Origin of the sequence: Stutzerimonas stutzeri (genome assembly GCF_024448695.1) — a bacterium.
GTDB classification, from domain to species: domain Bacteria; phylum Pseudomonadota; class Gammaproteobacteria; order Pseudomonadales; family Pseudomonadaceae; genus Stutzerimonas; species Stutzerimonas stutzeri_T.
The window spans coordinates 12,206-31,337 of the sequence record NZ_JAMOHY010000034.1 but is presented as its reverse complement, the minus strand read 5'-3'; the positions used below and the strand labels follow the sequence as shown (position 1 = coordinate 31,337).

The following is a 19,132-nucleotide window of genomic DNA, read 5'->3' as shown; positions in this document are numbered from 1 at the left end:
CACATTAATTCCGCCAAGATCTCCGCAGTAACCGCACTAGCTTGATAGATTATCGCGCTGCAGAAAAACGTAGTCCTTGCCTACGCGTTGGTTTCGGCGTAGCGGGTTGCGGGTACAATGTTGGGCGAAACCGGCGTCGACGAAGCGATAGGGCAGGTGCTCATCGCGCCCGTGCGGGATGCCGAGACGGGTAGTCTGGATGATGTCCGGGCGCGCACCGATGTCGTCAACGCGCAGCCGGGCGTGATCCATGCGCTGCGCGTTCCATTCCTTCACCGTGAGCCCCAGTGCCTTGCACAGCAATGTCTGGCCGGAGCAGAGCCGGGTAAGGGCACGTGGACCGCCTGCTGCTGCCGGGCTGTTGCTGCGCATGCGCTCCAGCGATGCCTCACAGGACAGCGAGTCAACCCAAGGGTAGCCCGCCTTGATGCATACCGCGTTGCCGTCGCCCTGCACGCTGAAGTTCAACGAGTCACCGCCGCGCGAGTAGTAGAGATAAAGGTGGCCTGCCGGCATGAACATCGCGCGCCGTGATGGGCTGTTGCCGAGCGAGGAGTGGCTGGCCTTCTCGTCGATGTAGTAGGCCTCGGTTTCGATGATGCGGGCCGATAGCCAGAGGCCGTCGACGCAATGGCGAATCACCATTCCCAACAACTCGCGAGCTACGAGCTGGGCGTCCCGGTCGAAAAAACTGTCCTCCAGCAGATGCTGGGGCGGCTCGGCAAGGTTGTTCATCACGGGCTTCGTCTTCGGCAAGTCTGCCCTTTCGACCGCAGCAGCGGGACGAATGTCCGTAACGACGGGGGAAACAGCCGTCGGTCTGATGGATGGCCGATGGGATGATGCCGGCGCCGGAATGCAAAAAGCCCCGCAATACGGGGCTTTCAAAGGCTGCGGTGCCGTCCGGGTATCAGACGTTAAAGCGGAAGTGCATGACATCGCCGTCCTTGACGATGTATTCCTTGCCCTCAAGGCGCCATTTGCCGGCTTCCTTGGCCCCGGCTTCGCCCTTGTACTGGATGAAGTCGTTGTAGGCGATGACTTCGGCGCGGATGAAGCCCTTCTCAAAGTCGGTGTGAATCACGGCGGCGGCCTGCGGCGCAGTGGCGCCTACCTTGACGGTCCAGGCGCGCACTTCCTTCACGCCGGCAGTAAAGTAGGTCTGCAGGTTGAGCAGCTCGTAACCAGCGCGGATCACGCGGTTCAGCCCGGGCTCTTCGAGGCCTAGGGCTTCAAGGAACATGTCCTTCTCTTCACCGTCATCCAGTTCTGCGATTTCCGCTTCGATCTTGTTGCACACCGGCACTACCGGGGCGCCTTCTTCGTCGGCAATGGCGCGCACGATGTCCAGTAGCGGGTTGTCTTCGAAGCCGTCTTCGGCAACGTTGGCGATATACATCACCGGCTTGCTGGTGAGGAGGTGGAAGCCACGCACGATCTGCTTCTCGTCGGCGCTCATGTCGCGCAACAGGGTGCGCGCCGGCTTGCCTTCGGTGAAGTGTGGGATCAGCTTCTCCAATAATGCCTTCTGCGCCAGGGCGTCTTTGTCCCCGCCCTTGGCATTGCGAGTAACCTTCTGCAGCTGCTTCTCGCAGCTGTCGAGGTCGGCGAAGATCAGTTCCAGGTCGATGATCTCGATGTCGCGCTTGGGATCGACCGAGTTGGCGACGTGAATGACGTTGTCGTCCTGGAAGCAGCGCACCACATGTGCAATGGCGTCGGTTTCGCGGATGTTGGCCAGGAACTTGTTGCCCAGGCCTTCACCTTTGGAGGCGCCAGCCACCAGGCCGGCAATGTCGACGAACTCCATTGTCGTGGGCAATACACGCTCGGGCTTGACGATCTCTGCCAGCGCCTCGAGGCGCGAATCGGGCATCGGCACGATGCCGCTGTTCGGCTCGATGGTGCAGAAGGGGAAGTTTTCCGCTGCGATACCGGATTTGGTCAGCGCGTTGAACAGGGTGGACTTGCCGACGTTGGGCAGGCCAACGATACCGCAATTGAATCCCATGAGTGATAAACCCTCGCAGATGAATCGAAAAAGGGGCTGTCAGGCCTTCTGGCTGTGCAGCTTGTGCATCGCCTTGGTCCAGTTGCCGGTCAGGATTTCCGGCAGGGCGTCGAGGGCGAAATCAATGCTGGCGTCCAGCTTCTCCCGTTCGGCCTGCGGTGCGCGACCGAGCACGTAGCCGGTTACCTGGCTACTGTGTCCAGGGTGGCCGATGCCGAGGCGCAGGCGGTAGAAGTTGTTCTGATTGGCGAGCCTGGTGATGATATCGCGCAGCCCGTTGTGCCCTCCGTGTCCGCCGCCCTGCTTGAGCTTGGCGACGCCGGGAGGCATGTCGAGTTCATCGTGGGCAACCAGGATGGCCTCGGGAGAAATTCGAAAAAATCCGGCCAATGCCGCCACCGCCTGACCGCTGCGGTTCATGAACGTGGTGGGGATCAGCAGGCGGACGTCCTGGTCCTGATGGCGAAACTTGCCGACCAGGCCGAAGTATTTGCGATCGACGCTGAGGTTGGCGCCTTTGGCGGCAGCCAGGCGCTCAACGAAAAGGGCCCCTGCGTTATGCCGGGTCTGGTCGTATTCGGGGCCTGGATTACCCAGGCCGACGATCAGTTGTACGGCAGTCACGACAGAGGCCCTTCCTTCAGCAGGCTGCGAGTGGATTACTCGGCAGCGCCTTCTTCTTTCTCGGCGTCATCCTTGCTCACGCGTGGTGCGTGAATGTTGACGACCGGGAGGTCACTGCCATGCTGCAGAGCTACGAAGGTAACGCCTTGCGGCAGCTTCAGGTCGCTCATGTGCAGAACCTGACCGACTTCCATGTTGGCGATGTCGACTTCGATGAAGTCCGGCAGGTCTTGCGGCAGGCAGGAAACTTCAGCATCCGGCAGGTTCAGGTAGATTTCGCCACCCTGCTGCTTGACGCCAATCGCGGTTTCCTGGTTGACCAGGTGGACCGGAACGGTCGCGGTCAGCTTCTGGCCGGCGATAACACGCTGGAAGTCAGCATGCAGCACGAAGCCTTTGGCTGGGTGACGCTGCAGCGCCTTGATCACGACGTCTTGGTTCTGGCCGTCGACGTTCAGCGTGATGATGTTGCTGAAGGCGATTTCATTTTCCAGCATCTTGGCCAGATCTTTGGCCAGAATGCTGATCGATTGCGGCGCAGCTTCGCCACCGTAGATCACGGCCGGTACGAGGTTGGCGTTACGACGCAGGCGGCGGCTCGCACCTTTCCCCAGGTCGGAACGCTCTTGGGCATTCAGATTGAAGTCAGTCATTGTGTTTCTCCAGGATAGCAACGCGCCCGATGTGCTTGCGACCAGCACTATCGGGCGGTTGGATAAAAGCCTCGCATGTAGCGGGGCACATTTTCGTTCGGCGCGAAGGGTCAGGCACTAGGCCTAGCGGAACATCGCGCTGATCGATTCAGCATTGCTGATGCGGCGAACCGCCTCAGCCACCATTGGCGCAATGTCCAGCTGGCGAATACGGGTACAGGACTGGGCAGCGGCCGACAGCGGAATGGTATTGGTTACCACCAGTTCGTCGAGTACCGAGCCGTCGATGTTTTCGATGGCGCGACCCGACAGAATCGGGTGGGTACAATACGCATAGACCTTCTCTGCGCCGTGGTCCTTCAGCGCAGTGGCAGCATGGCACAGGGTGCCGGCGGTATCGACCATGTCATCGACGAGGATGCAGGTACGACCTTCGATATCACCGATGATGTGCATGACTTCCGACTGGTTGGCCTTTGGCCGACGCTTGTCGATGATCGCAAGATCCACACCCAGTGACTTGGCCACGGCGCGAGCACGTACCACACCACCAATGTCGGGTGAGACGATCATCAGGTTCTCGAAGCGCTGCGCCTGAATATCATCGACCAGGACCGGCGAGCCGTAGATGTTATCCACAGGCATGTCGAAGAAACCCTGGATCTGATCGGCGTGCAGATCGACGGTTAGAACGCGGTTGACGCCCACCACATCGAGCATGTCGGCCACGACCTTGGCGCTGATCGGCACACGTGCGGAACGCGGACGGCGATCCTGACGGGCGTAGCCAAAATACGGGATCACGGCAGTGATACGGGTGGCGGAGGAGCGGCGGAAGGCGTCAGCCATTACCACCAGTTCCATCAGGTTGTCATTGGTCGGTGCGCAGGTCGGTTGAATCAGGAAGACGTCCTTGCCGCGAACATTTTCGTTGATTTCGACACTGATTTCGCCATCGGAGAACTTTCCGACGTAGGCGTCACCGAGAGGGATATGCAGCTGACGTACGACACGCCGTGCCAGGTCGGGGTTGGCGTTCCCCGTGAAGACCATCATCTTGGACACGCGCAGTACCTGCCTGAGGGTGGGTCCGATGAAACAAAAAGCTGTTCAAAAGGCTGGGCTTTTTGAACAGCTCTCAAGTGTATGGCAGGGGCGGCTGGATTCGAACCAACGCATGCCAGGATCAAAACCTGGTGCCTTACCGCTTGGCGACGCCCCTGTGGAACAACATGTAGAAACCTGATCGTACGTACCCCGGAAGGGTTGTGGCAGGGGCGGCTGGATTCGAACCAACGCATGCCAGGATCAAAACCTGGTGCCTTACCGCTTGGCGACGCCCCTGTATCGTACAACCGAATGCTAGGCATTCACTTCCTGCGCCAGTTCTTCGAGCGTGCGGTGCAACATCGAAATGTTGCGCCCTTGAGCTACGAAGCCGGGCATATCGGCTGGAAGCTGGCGGCAGACTTTATCAGCCTCGCTCTGGTTTGGAAAGCTTCCAAACACACAAGCTCCAGTGCCGGTCATTCTTGCTGGAACAAATTTATCCAACAACTTCAAAGCGTTACGCACTTGCGGATAGCGCTTTTCAACAACCGGCTGACAGTCATTATGACCGCCCCCTGCAAGAAGGCTGCGAACTGTAATGGCGGGGGTATTACGTGTCAACTCCGGGTCGGAAAATATTTCCGCTGTACTAACAGAGACTTGCGGAGTGATCACCAGATACCACGGCTCGTTCAGTTCGACCGGCTGCAGACGCTCGCCAATGCCTTCGGCAAAGGCCGCGTGGCCCCTGACGAAGACGGGGACGTCAGCTCCCAGAGTCAGTCCGATCTGTGCCAGGCAATCTTCGCTCTGTCGCGCCTGCCAGAGATGATTGAGTCCTAGCAGGGTCGTCGCAGCATCGGAGCTCCCCCCGCCGATTCCACCGCCCATGGGCAGGCGTTTGAGCAATTGGATATCGGCGCCCTGGTTGCAGCCGCTCCGCGATTGCAGCAGGCGTGCAGCACGTACGATCAGGTTGTTGTCGTGATCCACGCCGGGTAGGGCGGTATGTAGATGGATTTCTCCATCGGCGCGGGACGTGAAGGTCAGTTCGTCGCCGTAGTCGAGAAACTGGAAAAGCGTTTGCAGCTCGTGATAGCCATCGGCACGCCGGCCAGTGATGTGCAGCATCAGGTTGAGTTTGGCCGGGGCGGGCAAGGTGAGTCTTGACATCAGTGACCAAGCTGGCGCGGTTGCCAGTCCTTGATGACCAGGGTGATCTGCAGGTTTCGGCCTTCCAGTTTGATGCGGGACGGCAGGACGAGGCCGTTCTCTTCCTCGTAATTGAGGTACTGAATGTCCCAGTCGTCCTGCTGGAGTGTGGCCAGTCGCCCGCTGCCGTCGAGGGTGATGCGGCTGCGACTGTCAGGTGCAGGCAGGCCGCGAATCCACCAGAGCAGATGGGATACCGGGAGTTGCCAGCCGAGCTGGCTTTCGACCAGTGCCTCTGGCGATTGCGCTTCGAAGCGCCCCTGCCCGGCAACTTCCAGTGTCACGGCGTCAGGGCGACCGGTAAGGCGGGTGGCGCCGCGACCCAGAGGGCCGGAGAGGCGGATGTCGAAATAGTCCTGGCGCTGCAGCCAGAAAAGAGTGCCGCTGCCAGAGTCCTGCGGCGCGCGAATACCTATCTTGCCGCTGATCTGCCAGCCGTCGATATGGCTGATTCGCGCTTTGTGGGCTTGCCAGGCTTCGGCATTGCCGGGGCCTTCGAGCGACTCTTGCGGGCCGAAACCGGCGCAACCGGCGAGCAGTAGGGCAAGCAACGGGATCAACAGGTTTCGCATCGGCTTCATGGGTCAGGGGGTCTCCGAGCCGGTCAGGCGTTTCATGGTTTCACGCAAAATCGGGCTATCCGGTTGCTGCTTTAGAGCCTCCGCCCAAATGGAGCGTGCTTCGCGCCGTTTACCGGCAACCCAGAGGACCTCGCCCAGATGGGCGGCAACTTCGTGGTCGGGGAAGCGTTCGTGCGCCTGTCGCAGTTGGGCTTCGGCCTGATCCAGATTGCCCAGGCGGAAATTCACCCAGCCGAGGCTGTCGAGAATGGCCGGGTCGTCGGGGTTGAGCTGGTAGGCCTGCTCGATAAGTTCCAGCGCTTCGCGATGGCGATCGGTTCGGTCGGCCAAGGTGTAGCCCAGCGCATTGAGTGCCATGGCATTGTCCGGTTCGCGTTCGATGATGAAGCGCAGATCCTGTTCGAGTTGTTTCAGGTCACCCCGCTTCTCAGCAACCATGGCGCGGGTATAGAGCAGGCTCAGATCCTCGGGAAACTGGTCCAGCGCCTGTTTGATCAGTTGCCAGGCCTGCTCGGTCTCCTGTTGCCCCGAGAGCGCTTCGATTTCGATGAGATACAACTGGATGGCGTAATCGGGCTGTTGCTCACGAGCGTGGCCCAGCAGTTGCGAAGCTTCCTGATGGCGTCCCTGGGAAAACAGCAGCTCGGCCTGCATCAACTGAGCTGGCAGGTACTCGTTACCAGGGCCGACGTTTGCAAAGGAGGACAGGGCCAGCTGCTGCTCGCCCAGTTCGCGCCAGGCGCGGCCAAGGTTGAAGTGGGCCGCATCCACATGGCTGCCGCGGTCGATCAGCTCCTGCAGGTAGACGATAGCCTCGCGCCAGGCCTGGGCCTCGAGACAGACCAGCGCCATCGAGAAGCGCAGATCGTCGTCGCCGGGATACTGCTGGACCAGCGTGGCGAACTCGCCCATGGCTTCTTCGAGACGGTCCTGCTCCACCAGCAGGCGCGCATAGGTGAGGCGCAGACGTTTGTCTTCGGGATGCCGTCGCAGGCTTTTTTCCAGCACGGGAAGGGCTTCATCGCCGCGCTCGAGAATTTGCAGCAAGCGTGCCTGTAACAGCGTCGAGGGTATCTGCTGCTGGCTTGCGGGCTGTTCTTCGAGTAGCGCCAGAGCCTCTTCGGGACGCTCGTCCTGTTGCAGCAGTACCGCCTTGCCAAACGTCAGCTGAGGGTTACCGGGATGTTTGGCCAGCAACTGATCAAAGCTATTCAACAGGCCGGCGCGCGTGTCCGGGTCAGTCTGGGCTGCTGACAGGGCGAGGAAGTCGAAGTGTGTATCGCCCTGGCCGCGCAGCACCTTTTCCATGAACGCCAGGGATTCTTCATAGCGTCCGGCGCGTGCAAGCTGTACAGCGGCGGCCCGTTGCGCATCAAGGTTGTCCGGGGCGTTGCCGGCCCAGATCAATGCGGTATCAAGCGCTTCCTGCTCGGCACCCAGGTATTCGGCAATGCGAAAGCCGCGCTCAGCGACGCCTGCATCCTGGGTCGCGTTGGCCTGGCGGACATAATTGTTCAGCGCAATGTCGAAGCGATTGCGTTGCCCGGCCAGCTCAGCTACCAGCAGGGAATACAGTGTATCCCTGCTGAATGACGCATATTCGTCAGGGCCGATTGTCGCAGGCTCGGGCGTCGTCTCCTCGACCGGCGGGCTGCTTTCGGGAGTGCTTTGCAAAATGCTTTGGCAACCGCCGAGTAACAGGGCGGCGCTGAGGACGAGGAGCTTTTTCATAGAGAATACAGGGCTGATCTGCGGTCGCGGCATGATGACACAAGCCGTCAGGCAAGCACATGGGGTGGCTCACGAGGCAATTTGGTTGAGCCATTGTTGTACAGACAATGAAGGTCAACGGTTGTTCTGGAGCAGGCGAAGTAGGAGAATCCCGCGTTCTGTTTTGGAATCAGCGATCCCGCATGGCTTTCATCGCGCTTGGCATTAATCACAAGACCGCATCGGTAGATGTGCGCGAGCGTGTGGCGTTCACGCCCGAGCAGATGGTCGAAGCACTGCAGCAATTGTGTCGGGTGACCCCAACTCGCGAAGCCGCCATTCTTTCGACCTGCAATCGCAGCGAGCTGTATTTGCAGCAGGATCAGGTCGAAGCCGACCAGGTACTCGCCTGGCTGGCCGCTTATCACCGGCTGAATCTCGACGATCTAAAGGCCTGTGCTTACGTGCACGTCGATGATCAGGCGGTGCGGCACATGATGCGAGTCGCCTCAGGGCTCGACTCAATGGTGCTTGGCGAGCCACAGATTCTCGGCCAGATGAAATCCGCCTATGCCGTGGCCCGCGAGGCAGGCAGTCTTGGGCCTTTGCTGGGGCGTTTGTTTCAGGCCACGTTCAGTACCGCAAAGACCGTGCGTACCGATACCGCCATTGGCGAAAATCCGGTATCGGTCGCCTTTGCCGCTGTCAGTCTGGCCAAGCAAATCTTCGCCAATCTGGATCGCAGCCAGGCCTTGCTTATCGGTGCAGGCGAAACCATCACCCTGGTGGCGCGTCACCTGCACGAGCAGGGCGTGAAGAAAATCGTCGTGGCGAACCGTACGCTCGAACGTGCCAGTGCGCTGGCCGAGCAGTTCGGGGCTCATGCCATCCTGCTCGCCGATATCCCCCAGGAGCTTTACAACAGCGACATCGTCATCAGCTCCACTGCCAGTCAGCTGCCCATCCTCGGCAAGGGTGCCGTTGAACAGGCGCTGAAAAAGCGCAAGCACAAGCCGATGTTCATGGTCGATATCGCGGTGCCGCGGGATATCGAGCCGCAAGTGGGTGAGCTGGAGGACGTCTATCTCTACACCGTCGATGACTTGCATGAAGTGGTGGCCGAGAACCTCAAGAGTCGTCAGGGTGCGGCCATGGCCGCCGAGGAACTGGTTGCCGCCGGTACTGATGACTTCATGCTGCGGCTGCGCGAGCTGGCTGCGGTGGATGTGCTCAAGGCCTATCGGCAGCAGGCAGAGCGAATTCGTGATGATGAGCTGAGCAAGGCGCAGCGGTTGTTAGCTAACGGCAGCGGCGCCGACGAAGTGCTGGTTCAACTGGCGCGCGGCCTGACCAACAAACTGCTTCACGCGCCCAGCGTGCAGCTGAAAAAACTTTCAGCCGAAGGGCGAGTGGAAGCACTGGGCATCGTTCAGGAGCTATTCGCCCTGCAAGACCACACGGACAAACCATGAAAGCGTCGCTGCTTAACAAACTCGACATCCTGCAGGACCGCTTCGAAGAACTGACCGCGCTACTGGGTGACGCCGAGGTGATCAGTGATCAGACCCGCTTCCGCGCCTATTCCCGGGAATACGCCGAGGTTGAGCCGGTCATCGGCGCCTATCGCGAATTCCTCAAGCTGCAATCGGACCTTGAAGGCGCTCAGGCACTGCTCAAGGACAATGACCCCGATGTGCGCGAGATGGCGGCGGAAGAGGTCGAGCAAGCCCGTGGCCAGTTGAATGAAATCGAGGCACGGCTGCAGCGCATGTTGCTACCAAAGGACCCCAAGGACGGTCGCAATGTCTTCCTGGAAATTCGTGCCGGCACTGGCGGCGACGAGGCGGCGATCTTTTCCGGCGACCTGTTTCGCATGTATTCGCGTTATGCCGAACGGCAGGGTTGGCGGGTCGAGATCCTGTCGGAAAACCCCGGCGAACACGGTGGCTACAAGGAAGTGATCTCGCGGGTCGAAGGCGACAACGTCTATGCCAAGCTGAAGTTCGAGTCCGGGGCTCACCGCGTTCAGCGCGTACCTGAAACCGAATCCCAGGGTCGCATCCATACCTCGGCCTGTACGGTAGCGGTGCTGCCGGAACCGGACGAGCAGATCGCCATCGAGATCAACCCTGCTGATTTGCGAGTGGATACGTATCGCGCCTCCGGTGCCGGCGGCCAGCATATCAACAAGACCGACTCGGCCGTGCGTATCACCCACTTGCCCAGCGGTATCGTCGTCGAATGCCAGGAAGAGCGCTCGCAGCACAAGAACCGCGCGCGCGCCATGTCCTGGCTGGCAGCCAAGCTGCAGGACGTACAGGACAGCGCCGCGCACAAGGAAATCTCCGATACGCGCAAACTGCTGGTCGGCTCCGGTGATCGTTCCGAGCGCATACGCACCTACAACTTCCCCCAGGGTCGTGTGACCGATCACCGAATCAATCTGACCCTGTACTCGCTCGCTGAAGTTGTCGGTGGCGCGGTCGAGCAGGTTATCGAGCCGCTCTTGCAGGAATACCAGGCCGACCAGCTGGCGGCCCTGGGCGACTAGCCCGTAGGGTGGATGACGCTTTTTTCATCCACCGGAAAGCCCGCATGGTGGATGGCCACCCCCGTGGATCGGTGAAACGTGATCCACCCTACGAGAGAAACATGCCTACCATCGAATCCCTGCTGAACGACAGCGATCTGCACGACTCGCCGAGCGCCCGGCTGGATGCCGAGCTGCTGCTTGCTCATGCACTGAACAAGTCGCGCAGCTATTTGCACACCTGGCCGGAGCGGGAGCCCAGCGCCGAGCAGCTTCAGGCCTTCGCTCAGTACCTGGAGCGAAGGCGCCGTGGCGAGCCGGTGGCCTATATTCTTGGGCGCCAGGGATTCTGGAGCCTGGATCTGGAGGTCACACCGCACACGCTGATCCCCCGAGCCGATACAGAATTGCTGGTTGAAACGACCTTGCAATTGCTTCCAGCAACTGTCGCTCAGGTACTGGATTTGGGCACGGGTACCGGCGCGATAGCCCTCGCGTTGGCCAGTGAGCGTCCAGCGTGGCAGGTGATGGGTGTGGATCGCGTTGCCGAGGCCGTGGCCCTGGCCACGCGCAATGCCCGGCAGTTGCGGCTGGGCAATGTGCGTTTTCATGAAAGCCACTGGTTTTCCGCACTGGCGGGGCAGCGCTATGAGCTGATCCTCAGCAACCCACCCTATATCCCAGTCGGCGATCCGCACCTGTCTCAGGGCGACGTACGCTTCGAGCCGGGCAGCGCCCTGGTGGCTGGCGAGGATGGTCTGGATGATATTCGTCAGATCATCACCCAGGCGCCGGATTACTTGCGGAATGCCGGCTGGCTGCTACTGGAGCATGGCTACGACCAGGCCGAGGCGGTGCGGGGACTGCTCTCCGAAGGCGGCTTCGTTGCCGTGGAAAGCCGTCGCGACTACGGTGGTCACGAGCGCATCAGTCTGGGGCGACTGGAGTGATCCATTGCAACTGCACACGGGAGAAGTCGCATGTTGAGCGATGACGAGCTGCTGCGTTACAGCCGCCAAATACTGTTGAAGCAGGTCGATATCGACGGCCAGCTGAAGCTCAAGCAGAGCCGCGTGCTGATCGTCGGGCTGGGCGGGCTGGGTTCGCCCGTGGCGCTGTATCTGGCTGCCGCCGGTGTGGGCGAATTGCATCTGGCCGATTTCGATAGCCTCGACCTGACCAACCTGCAACGGCAGATCGTGCACGAAACCGCCTCGGTTGACCTGCCCAAGGTGGACTCCGCCATCGCGCGGCTATCGGCGCTCAACCCTCTGGTGAGGCTGGTGCCGCATCGTGTTGCGCTGGATGCCGACTGTATCGGTGAGGTCGTCGACAAGGTCGATCTGGTCCTGGACTGCACCGACAACTTCAACATTCGTGAGGTGCTCAACGCCGCCTGTGTGGCAGCGAAAAAGCCGCTGGTCAGTGGCGCCGCCATCCGCCTGGAAGGGCAGTTGTCGGTCTTCGATCCGCGCGTCGAGAGCAGCCCGTGCTACCACTGCCTGTATGGGCATGGCAGTGAAGCCGAGCTGACCTGCAGCGAGGCCGGAGTGCTGGGGCCGGTGGTTGGCGTGATCGGTAGCCTGCAGGCGCTTGAAGCCCTGAAGCTGCTGGCCGGCTTCGGTGAGCCGCTGGTGGGCCGGCTGCTGCTGGTTGATGCGCTGGGCAGTCGCTTCCGCGAACTGAAGGTCAGGCGTGATCCGGCTTGCGCAGTCTGTGGGCCGCAGCATGGCTGACAATGCGCCGATTGGTGTCTTCGATTCAGGTGTCGGCGGGCTTTCGGTACTGCGCGAGATTCGCCTGCGCCTACCGCGCGAATCACTGCTTTATCTGGCCGACAGCGGGCATGTGCCCTACGGCGAGAAAAGCCCCGAGTTCATCCGCGAGCGTTGCCGCTTGATTGCCGCCTTTCTGCTGGGGCAGGGCGCCAAGGCGCTGGTGCTGGCTTGCAATACTGCAACCGCTGCTGGTATTGCCGAGTTGCGCGAACGCTATCCGCAGATTCCGCTGGTTGGAATGGAGCCGGCCGTCAAGCCGGCAGCAAGGGCGACTCGTAGCGGCGTGGTGGGTGTTCTGGCTACGACCGGCACTCTGAAAAGCGCACGCTTTGCGGCGCTGCTTGATCGTTTTGCCAGTGATGTACGGGTCATAACCCAGCCATGTCCCGGTCTGGTCGAGTGCATAGAAGCCGGTGATCTGAGTTCGCCGAAAACCCGTGCCTTGCTTGCGACTTTCGTCCAGCCATTGCTCGATCAGGGCTGCGATACACTGATTCTCGGCTGCACGCATTACCCGTTTATCAAACCACTGCTGGCAGAGATGGTGCCGCCTGCGGTTACCTTGGTGGACACCGGGGCTGCGGTGGCGCGCCAGCTCGAAACAATACTCATGGAGCGCAATCAGCTGGCTGGCAGTGAGCCAGGCACGCGCTTCTGGAGTAGCGGCGAACCCCATCGATTGGCTCAAGTATTACCGTTACTTTGGGGGGAAGACGCGACAGTTTCCTACTATCCTGATTAGGAACTCCCCGCTGCGCCTGTTTTCTGTATTTGAGTGACATCCAATAAACAACAAAAGTGATGCCTATTTTTGATAAGGAAAATCTGATGAAGAAGCTGATCTCCCTTGCTGCGGTTGCAGCTGTTTCGCTGGGTCAGGTGGCTGCCGTTCACGCGCTGGATCTTACCGCTGCCGTTGGTCGCACTGGCGAGTCGACGACGACCTATCGGCTCGGTGCGCAGTTCGACTTCAACCGAAGCTGGTTCCAGAGCAGCGTGGGGCGGCTCACCGGTTACTGGGATGCCGGCTACACCTATTGGGAAGGTGACAAAACCTCAAGTAACCACAGCATATCGCTGACCCCGGTGTTCGTTTACGAATTCGCTGGCGACTCGGTGAAGCCGTATGTGGAGCTGGGCATTGGTGTGGCAGCGTTCGAGAATACCGAGGTGGAAAACAACGACCTCGGCTCCTCATTCCAGTTCGAGGACCGGATTGGCGCGGGTCTGCGTTTTGCGGGTGGGCATGAAGTGGGCGTGCGTGCGATCCACTATTCCAATGCCGGCATCAAGAACCCCAACGACGGTATCGAGAGCTATTCGCTGCATTACCGGATGTCGTTCTGACAGTCCGAATACCCGATATTCGCGGCTGAAGCCGCTCCCACGGGTTCGGTGTTGTGGGAGCGGCGCCAACCGCGAAACTTCTGCTTGAATACAGGCCGAATCAGGCTTCAGCGATCTTCCCGATAGGCCGAAGCAGAGCCCTTGCGCTCTTCCAGGCAATCTTCCGACCCCAACGCGAATTCCCGACAGATCAGCGGACGTCGTTCGTAGATGGTGCAGCGCATGCTGTCCCGATCGAGCGCGGCGCACCAGCCATCGTCCAGGCGCCGCATGACCTGGCCACCCCAGGCGTCTTCATCGATGAAGCGCTCCGGCACGCCGGTATCAGTGATTAGCAGCACTTCGAGCCGGCAGCAGCAGGCTGCGCATGAGGTGCAGCTGATACTGGAGGAGGGCAGTTGTTGGTGGGGGATAAAACTTTCGGACATGCGGCCAGTGCAAAACCTGTGGGAGCGGATTTATCCGCGAATGCAATGCATCAGGCACTGCGGTTGTGTGGCGTTGGCTGAAGCCGCTCCCACGGATTAGGCGTGCCCCGACCTATTCGCTGTTCTCTTCGATCTGTTTGTTCTTCCAGCCTTCACCGCCAGGCAATAGCAGGTTGAGAACCAGCGCGATGATGGCGCACAGCGAGATGCCCGACAGGCTGAACTCGCCATAGCCGATCACCATGCCGCCGATGCCGAACACCAGCGTCACCGAGACGATGATGAGGTTGCGGGCTTCGGACAGGTCCACCTGATGGCGGATCAGGGTGCTCAGGCCGACCACGGCAATCGAGCCGAACAGCAGGCAGAGAATGCCGCCCATCACCGGTACCGGAATGCTTAACAGTGCCGCGCCGAACTTGCCGATGAAGGCCAGGACGATGGCGAAACCAGCGGCCCAGGTCATGATCTTCGGATTGTAGTTTTTCGTCAGCATCACCGCGCCAGTGACTTCCGCGTAGGTGGTGTTGGGCGGCCCGCCGAACAGGCCTGCCGCTGAGGTGGCCAGGCCATCGCCCAGCAGCGTGCGGTGCAGGCCCGGCTTCTTGATGAAGTTCTTGCCCGTCACGCCGCCAATTGCCACCACGCCGCCGATGTGTTCGATGGCAGGAGCCAAGGCTACCGGGACCATGAACAGAATGGCACCCCAGTGAAACTCCGGAGCGACGAAGTTCGGTATTGCCAGCCAGGGTGCGGCGGCGATGCCACTGGTGTCCACGACACCGAAAGCGAAGCAAAGGCCGTAACCCACCGCAACACCCGCAAGGATCGGCACCAGACGGAACAGTCCGCGGCCCAGCACGGCGACCAGCAGCGTGGTCAGCAGGGCCGGCATCGAGATCAGCATGGCCGTTTCGTAAGGGATCAGCTGTGCACTGCCATCACCGGCCTTGCCCATCGCCATGTTCACCGCAACCGGCGAAAGTGCCAGGCCAATTGAAATGATGACCGGGGCGATGACCACCGGGGGCAGCAGGCGGTCGATAAAGCCAGGGCCTTTCAACTGCACCGCAAAACCGAGAAGGATATAGACGATGCCTGCCGCAACCACCCCACCGAGTACAGCGGGCAGGCCGAAATCGGCTTTGGCGGCGATGATCGGTGCGATAAAGGCGAAACTCGATGCCAGGAAAACCGGCACCTGGCGCTTGGTGACGAGTTGAAACAGCAGGGTGCCGATCCCGGCGGTAAACAGCGCCACGTTGGGGTCCATCCCGGTGATCAGTGGCATCAATACCAGTGCGCCAAAGGCGACAAACAGCATTTGCGCGCCGGCCAGCACTTGCCGGCCGAGGGGTTCTTCCATGGCTTGCGACATGCTCAGATGTCCTTCTGCTTGGTGCCGAAAAGTTTATCGCCGGCATCACCAAGGCCGGGCACGATGTAACCGTGTTCGTCCAGGCGTTCATCTATCGAGGCGGTGTAGATGATGACGTCCGGATGAGCCTGCTCCACGGCCCGGATGCCTTCGGGCGCGGCGACCAGCACCAGTGCGCGGATTTCCTTGCAGCCGGCTTTCTTCAGCATGTCGATGGTTGCCACCATGGACCCGCCAGTAGCCAGCATCGGGTCGATGATCATCGCCAGGCGTTGGTCGAGATCGTCCACCAGACGCTCCAGATAGGTATGCGCCTGCAGGGTTTCTTCATTGCGTGCAATACCGACAGCACTGACCTTGGCGCCGGGGATCAGGCTGAGTACACCGTCGAGCATGCCGATGCCAGCACGTAGAATGGGCACCACGGTGATCTTCTTGCCGGATATCTTCTCCACCTGAACCGGACCGCACCAGCCATCGATGCTGTAACTCTCCAGTGGCAGATCGCGGGTGGCCTCGTATGTCAGGATCGATCCAACCTCCTGCGCCAGTTCGCGGAAGTTCTTGGTGCTGATATCTGCCCGGCGCATCAGCCCAAGTTTGTGGCGAATAAGCGGGTGGCGAATTTCTCGAATGGACATGGCTGGCTCCGGCGGTCGAATAAACCGGCGTAGATTAATGCATCACAGGGGTAGCCGCTATTTATAGGGCCGTTTAAAACGCAGGTGGTTTTTCAACAGCCTGTTTTGTGTCGAACGGCACTTGCTCTGCCTGCATTGGCATCGGTATCGTCGCGCCCCTTGAAGGCGCAGCCGACCGGGCTGCTCCGCTCACTACCGTTCTGGAGCATCGCTATGTCCGTCGATCTTGCACATATCCGCCAAGTCATGGCTGAAGCTGATTGCCTGCATGCCGAATCCGAGGTTGAAGCGGCCATCGAGGCAGTCGCGAGCAGAATCAATGCTGACCTGGCCGAGCGTAACCCTGTGGTGTTCTGCGTGATGAATGGCGGCCTGATCTTTTCCGGCAAGCTGCTGACCAGGCTCAATTTCCCCTTGGAGTTGTCCTACCTGCACGCCACGCGCTATCGCAATGAGACCAGTGGCGGTGAGCTGTTCTGGAAGGCCAAGCCGGAAATTTCCTTTATCGACCGTGATGTGCTGATCATCGATGACATCCTCGACGAGGGGCATACCCTGGGTGCGATCATCGACTTCTGCCGCCATGCCGGTGCTTCCGCCGTGCATACCGCCGTGCTGGTGGATAAGGATCACCAGCGCAAGGCCCGTCCGGATCTGAAGGCGGATTACGTGGGGCTGAACTGTGCGGATCGCTACGTGTTCGGTTACGGCATGGACTACAAGGGCTATTGGCGCAACGCGCCCGGCATTTATGCGGTGAAAGGGCTGTAACCCGCAAATGCTTGCGGCTGAGCCGCTATTGGGAAGGAGTAGGCTGGATTAGCCGAAGGCGTAATCCGGGGCGGCAGGTGCAGTCGCCATCTACCTGCCAGGCCCTTAGCCCTTCGCGGTTAACGACGGAAGCGCCTGCGGCGATTCCATCCTACGGTTGTTTCCTTTCATCTCAAGTGCCGAGCCGGGGTAACGTTTCGGTGCGCGAGCACTTGCGACCAAAGTCGTGCCTGGCAGGCCCCGCTTACTGCCATAACGCCGCTTGGATGTTTGGGCAGGCTTACCAAACCACCGTTATCCGGTTTTTCCCTTGAATGGTGCCGCAATGGCTCTGTAACGGGACTTGCACGGGCGCTGCGGGCGACTAATCTCTCGGATAGCCTGACGGCGGGGAATACGGCACTGTCCTGTCAAACACCCTTCAAGCCCTTTGCTGGTAAGGCTATTAGCACTAAAGGATTACAAAGCAAATCAAACCTTAGTGCGCTTAACCCCTTGCCGCCGTCTGGTTAGGGTGGAGCGTACTTCGAACCAACCAGGAGCGCCTCATGACAAAAACAACAAGGCAAGGATTCTTCCAGCCCAAGACACTGGCCCTTGCCGTTGCGCTGGGCACTGCTGCACCGGCTTACGCAGTCAATTTCAATATCGGGGAAATCGAGGGGCAGTTCGATTCTTCCATGTCCGTGGGTGCCAGCTGGTCCATGGCTGACCGGGATATGGATCTGGTGGGTAAGTCAAACGGTGGCAGTGGCTATACCCAGACAGGTGATGATGGCCGCTTGAACTTCAAAAAAGGCGAAACCTTCTCCAAGATCTTCAAGGGTGTGCATGACCTTGAACTGCGTTACCGAGATAGCGGTGCCTTTATCCGCGGTAAATACTGGTATGACTTCGAACTGAAGGACGAAAACCGTCTGTTCAAAGACATCAGCGACAGCAATCGCAAAGAGGCTGCGCAATCCTCCGGCGCGCAGATTCTCGACGCTTTCCTTTACCACAATTACTCGCTGGGTGACCTGCCGGGCACGGTGCGGATCGGTCGTCAGGTGGTGAGCTGGGGTGAAAGTACCTTTATTGGTAACTCGATCAACTCGATAAACCCTCTCGATGCTGCTGCGTTTCGCCGTCCTGGAGCAGAAATCAAGGAAGGTCTGATTCCGGTCAATATGTTGTATGTGTCTCAAAGCTTGAGCGATCGCTTGAGCATGGAGGCTTTCTATCAGTTGGAGTGGGACCAGACGATCGCTGATAACTGCGGTACTTTCTTTGCCAGTAACGATGTGGCGGCAGATGGCTGCGATAGCAATTACTACATTCTCGACGGACTCGGGGCGCAAGATCGAGCACTACTTGGGAGCTACGGTGTAACAACTTCCAGTGAGGGGCTGATGGTCCCTCGTGGAGGGGACCGTGACGCGCGTGATTCGGGGCAGTTCGGTCTGGCGCTGCGTTGGCTTGGTGATTCCACCGAGTACGGTGCTTACTTCATGAACTATCACAGCCGCACTCCGAACCTGAGCATGCAGAATACAGACCGGGCCGGAATTATGGCTGCGGGTGCTGCGGCTACTGCTGCGGGTACTGCTACGGCTCTTGCTGGGGGTAATGCTACTGCTATTGCTGCAGCCAGTCGTGCAGGGTTGCTTGGCACTTTGCTTGGCCGTGGTCAGTATTACCTCGAATACCCTGAGGATATCCAGCTCTACGGCCTGAGCTTCTCCACCATTCTTCCAACAGGTACTGCTTGGTCAGGTGAAGTCAGCTATCGTCCGAATGCACCGGTGCAAATCAATACTACGGATACTACTTTCACTCTGGCTTCGGGTATTGGCGGGGCGCTTGCGGTTGGCAATACGGCAGGAGCTATGGCTCTGGCTGGACAGGATAACCGAGGTTACAACCGCAAGGAAATCACCCAGATCCAGACGACCTTCACCCATTTCTTCGATCAGGTTTTGGGCGCCGGGCGTGTGACAGTTGTGGGTGAAATTGGCTATGCGCACGTTGGCGGGCTGGAAAGCAAGCGGGATATCCGTTATGGGCGTGATGCGATCTACGGCTCGCCAGCGGGTATTGAACCGAACAACTTCGAATCTGCGGCCCGTTACGGCTGGGACGGCTTCGTAACCGCCAACTCCTGGGGTTACCGCTTGCGCGCACTGGCTGATTACAACAACGTATTCGCTGGCGTTAACCTGACACCCAATATTTCCTTCTCCCATGACGTCGACGGCTACGGCCCTAACGGTTTGTTCAATGAAGGCGCCAAGGCCGTAAGCATCGGTCTGGATGCCGTCTACCAGAACACCTACACCGCCAGCCTGTCCTACACCGACTTCTTTGGTGGTGATTACAACACGCTGGTTGACCGTGACTTCCTCGCCTTCAGCGTCGGCGTGAACTTCTAAGGAGCCT

General features: G+C 59.7%; 19 protein-coding genes and 2 tRNA genes. 8 read left to right on the top strand and 13 right to left on the bottom strand.

Annotation, left to right across the window (positions count from 1 at the left end; genetic code table 11):
* Nucleotides 1-36: 36 nt before the first annotated feature.
* From NAV32_RS16505 to NAV32_RS16460, 10 genes are all read right to left on the bottom strand, one after another.
* Nucleotides 37-735 carry a DNA-3-methyladenine glycosylase gene (locus NAV32_RS16505; RefSeq protein ID WP_256053883.1) on the bottom strand — a complete coding sequence of 233 codons (699 nt, stop codon included), beginning with the start codon at nucleotides 733-735 and terminating at the stop codon, nucleotides 37-39.
* Nucleotides 736-910: 175 nt separating this feature from the next.
* Nucleotides 911-2,011, bottom strand: a complete 1,101-nt coding sequence (gene ychF, locus NAV32_RS16500) for a redox-regulated ATPase YchF (protein WP_256053882.1) — start codon at nucleotides 2,009-2,011, stop codon at nucleotides 911-913.
* Between the two features lie 39 nt (nucleotides 2,012-2,050).
* Complete coding sequence (gene pth / locus NAV32_RS16495) at nucleotides 2,051-2,635, bottom strand: aminoacyl-tRNA hydrolase (protein ID WP_256053881.1); 585 nt, start codon at nucleotides 2,633-2,635, stop codon at nucleotides 2,051-2,053.
* A gap of 35 nt (nucleotides 2,636-2,670) precedes the next feature.
* Nucleotides 2,671-3,288, bottom strand: coding sequence for a 50S ribosomal protein L25/general stress protein Ctc (locus NAV32_RS16490; RefSeq protein WP_256053880.1), 618 nt, complete (start codon nucleotides 3,286-3,288; stop codon nucleotides 2,671-2,673).
* A 123-nt stretch (nucleotides 3,289-3,411) separates the two neighbouring features.
* The gene (locus NAV32_RS16485) at nucleotides 3,412-4,353 is read right to left on the bottom strand and encodes a ribose-phosphate diphosphokinase (RefSeq protein ID WP_181086806.1); all 942 of its coding nucleotides are present in this window, start codon (nucleotides 4,351-4,353) and stop codon (nucleotides 3,412-3,414) included.
* Nucleotides 4,354-4,435: 82 nt separating this feature from the next.
* Nucleotides 4,436-4,510, bottom strand: a tRNA-Gln gene (locus NAV32_RS16480).
* A 47-nt stretch (nucleotides 4,511-4,557) separates the two neighbouring features.
* Nucleotides 4,558-4,632 (bottom strand) — tRNA-Gln (locus NAV32_RS16475).
* A gap of 18 nt (nucleotides 4,633-4,650) precedes the next feature.
* Nucleotides 4,651-5,511 carry a 4-(cytidine 5'-diphospho)-2-C-methyl-D-erythritol kinase gene (ispE, locus tag NAV32_RS16470; protein ID WP_256053879.1) on the bottom strand — a complete coding sequence of 287 codons (861 nt, stop codon included), beginning with the start codon at nucleotides 5,509-5,511 and terminating at the stop codon, nucleotides 4,651-4,653.
* Entirely contained in the window at nucleotides 5,511-6,131 is a 621-nt protein-coding gene (gene lolB / locus NAV32_RS16465) for a lipoprotein insertase outer membrane protein LolB (RefSeq protein ID WP_256053878.1), read from the bottom strand. The genes ispE and lolB overlap by 1 nt, the downstream gene beginning before the upstream one ends.
* A 3-nt stretch (nucleotides 6,132-6,134) precedes the next feature.
* Complete coding sequence (locus NAV32_RS16460; protein ID WP_256053877.1) at nucleotides 6,135-7,862, bottom strand: tetratricopeptide repeat protein; 1,728 nt, start codon at nucleotides 7,860-7,862, stop codon at nucleotides 6,135-6,137.
* 182 nt (nucleotides 7,863-8,044) lie between these two features.
* Between NAV32_RS16460 and hemA the strand changes: the two genes are divergently transcribed.
* From hemA to NAV32_RS16430, 6 genes are all read left to right on the top strand, one after another.
* A complete protein-coding gene (gene hemA, locus NAV32_RS16455) occupies nucleotides 8,045-9,313 on the top strand; it encodes a glutamyl-tRNA reductase (protein WP_256053876.1) in 1,269 nt (422 codons plus the stop codon).
* A complete protein-coding gene (gene prfA, locus NAV32_RS16450; RefSeq protein WP_256053875.1) occupies nucleotides 9,310-10,392 on the top strand; it encodes a peptide chain release factor 1 in 1,083 nt (360 codons plus the stop codon). The genes hemA and prfA overlap by 4 nt, the downstream gene beginning before the upstream one ends.
* A gap of 101 nt (nucleotides 10,393-10,493) precedes the next feature.
* The gene (gene prmC, locus NAV32_RS16445) at nucleotides 10,494-11,321 is read left to right on the top strand and encodes a peptide chain release factor N(5)-glutamine methyltransferase (protein WP_256053874.1); all 828 of its coding nucleotides are present in this window, start codon (nucleotides 10,494-10,496) and stop codon (nucleotides 11,319-11,321) included.
* A 30-nt stretch (nucleotides 11,322-11,351) separates the two neighbouring features.
* The gene (locus NAV32_RS16440; protein ID WP_256053873.1) at nucleotides 11,352-12,107 is read left to right on the top strand and encodes a molybdopterin-synthase adenylyltransferase MoeB; all 756 of its coding nucleotides are present in this window, start codon (nucleotides 11,352-11,354) and stop codon (nucleotides 12,105-12,107) included.
* Entirely contained in the window at nucleotides 12,100-12,891 is a 792-nt protein-coding gene (gene murI, locus NAV32_RS16435) for a glutamate racemase (protein WP_256053872.1), read from the top strand. The genes NAV32_RS16440 and murI overlap by 8 nt, the downstream gene beginning before the upstream one ends.
* A gap of 86 nt (nucleotides 12,892-12,977) precedes the next feature.
* Complete coding sequence (locus NAV32_RS16430) at nucleotides 12,978-13,496, top strand: acyloxyacyl hydrolase (RefSeq protein WP_256053871.1); 519 nt, start codon at nucleotides 12,978-12,980, stop codon at nucleotides 13,494-13,496.
* A gap of 107 nt (nucleotides 13,497-13,603) precedes the next feature.
* Here the strand turns inward: NAV32_RS16430 and NAV32_RS16425 are convergent, their stop codons facing one another.
* The 3 genes from NAV32_RS16425 to upp all read right to left on the bottom strand — a co-directional run bounded on the left by NAV32_RS16425 (nucleotide 13,604) and on the right by upp (nucleotide 15,943).
* On the bottom strand, nucleotides 13,604-13,924 hold the full coding sequence (locus NAV32_RS16425) for a YkgJ family cysteine cluster protein (RefSeq protein WP_256053870.1): 321 nt from the start codon (nucleotides 13,922-13,924) through the stop codon (nucleotides 13,604-13,606).
* A 112-nt stretch (nucleotides 13,925-14,036) separates the two neighbouring features.
* Nucleotides 14,037-15,302, bottom strand: coding sequence for a uracil-xanthine permease family protein (locus NAV32_RS16420; RefSeq protein ID WP_256053869.1), 1,266 nt, complete (start codon nucleotides 15,300-15,302; stop codon nucleotides 14,037-14,039).
* A 2-nt stretch (nucleotides 15,303-15,304) separates the two neighbouring features.
* Nucleotides 15,305-15,943, bottom strand: coding sequence for a uracil phosphoribosyltransferase (upp, locus tag NAV32_RS16415; protein WP_256053868.1), 639 nt, complete (start codon nucleotides 15,941-15,943; stop codon nucleotides 15,305-15,307).
* Between the two features lie 213 nt (nucleotides 15,944-16,156).
* Between upp and NAV32_RS16410 the strand changes: the two genes are divergently transcribed.
* Both NAV32_RS16410 and NAV32_RS16405 read left to right on the top strand, forming a co-directional pair.
* A complete protein-coding gene (locus NAV32_RS16410) occupies nucleotides 16,157-16,714 on the top strand; it encodes a hypoxanthine-guanine phosphoribosyltransferase (protein ID WP_256053867.1) in 558 nt (185 codons plus the stop codon).
* A gap of 548 nt (nucleotides 16,715-17,262) precedes the next feature.
* Entirely contained in the window at nucleotides 17,263-19,125 is a 1,863-nt protein-coding gene (locus NAV32_RS16405; RefSeq protein WP_256053866.1) for a DUF1302 domain-containing protein, read from the top strand.
* Nucleotides 19,126-19,132: the final 7 nt, after the last annotated feature.

Coding starts and splice junctions, on each gene's coding strand:
- ychF (WP_256053882.1), bottom strand. CDS start 2,011: ATGGGATTCAATTGCGGTATCGTTGGCCTGCCCAACGTCGGCAAGTCC.
- NAV32_RS16460 (WP_256053877.1), bottom strand. CDS start 7,862: ATGAAAAAGCTCCTCGTCCTCAGCGCCGCCCTGTTACTCGGCGGTTGC.
- NAV32_RS16430 (WP_256053871.1), top strand. CDS start 12,978: ATGAAGAAGCTGATCTCCCTTGCTGCGGTTGCAGCTGTTTCGCTGGGT.
- hemA (WP_256053876.1), top strand. CDS start 8,045: ATGGCTTTCATCGCGCTTGGCATTAATCACAAGACCGCATCGGTAGAT.
- NAV32_RS16440 (WP_256053873.1), top strand. CDS start 11,352: ATGTTGAGCGATGACGAGCTGCTGCGTTACAGCCGCCAAATACTGTTG.
- lolB (WP_256053878.1), bottom strand. CDS start 6,131: ATGAAGCCGATGCGAAACCTGTTGATCCCGTTGCTTGCCCTACTGCTC.
- NAV32_RS16490 (WP_256053880.1), bottom strand. CDS start 3,288: ATGACTGACTTCAATCTGAATGCCCAAGAGCGTTCCGACCTGGGGAAA.
- upp (WP_256053868.1), bottom strand. CDS start 15,943: ATGTCCATTCGAGAAATTCGCCACCCGCTTATTCGCCACAAACTTGGG.
- NAV32_RS16425 (WP_256053870.1), bottom strand. CDS start 13,924: ATGTCCGAAAGTTTTATCCCCCACCAACAACTGCCCTCCTCCAGTATC.
- NAV32_RS16405 (WP_256053866.1), top strand. CDS start 17,263: ATGACAAAAACAACAAGGCAAGGATTCTTCCAGCCCAAGACACTGGCC.
- NAV32_RS16505 (WP_256053883.1), bottom strand. CDS start 735: ATGAACAACCTTGCCGAGCCGCCCCAGCATCTGCTGGAGGACAGTTTT.
- prfA (WP_256053875.1), top strand. CDS start 9,310: ATGAAAGCGTCGCTGCTTAACAAACTCGACATCCTGCAGGACCGCTTC.
- murI (WP_256053872.1), top strand. CDS start 12,100: ATGGCTGACAATGCGCCGATTGGTGTCTTCGATTCAGGTGTCGGCGGG.
- ispE (WP_256053879.1), bottom strand. CDS start 5,511: ATGTCAAGACTCACCTTGCCCGCCCCGGCCAAACTCAACCTGATGCTG.
- NAV32_RS16410 (WP_256053867.1), top strand. CDS start 16,157: ATGTCCGTCGATCTTGCACATATCCGCCAAGTCATGGCTGAAGCTGAT.
- NAV32_RS16420 (WP_256053869.1), bottom strand. CDS start 15,302: ATGTCGCAAGCCATGGAAGAACCCCTCGGCCGGCAAGTGCTGGCCGGC.
- prmC (WP_256053874.1), top strand. CDS start 10,494: ATGCCTACCATCGAATCCCTGCTGAACGACAGCGATCTGCACGACTCG.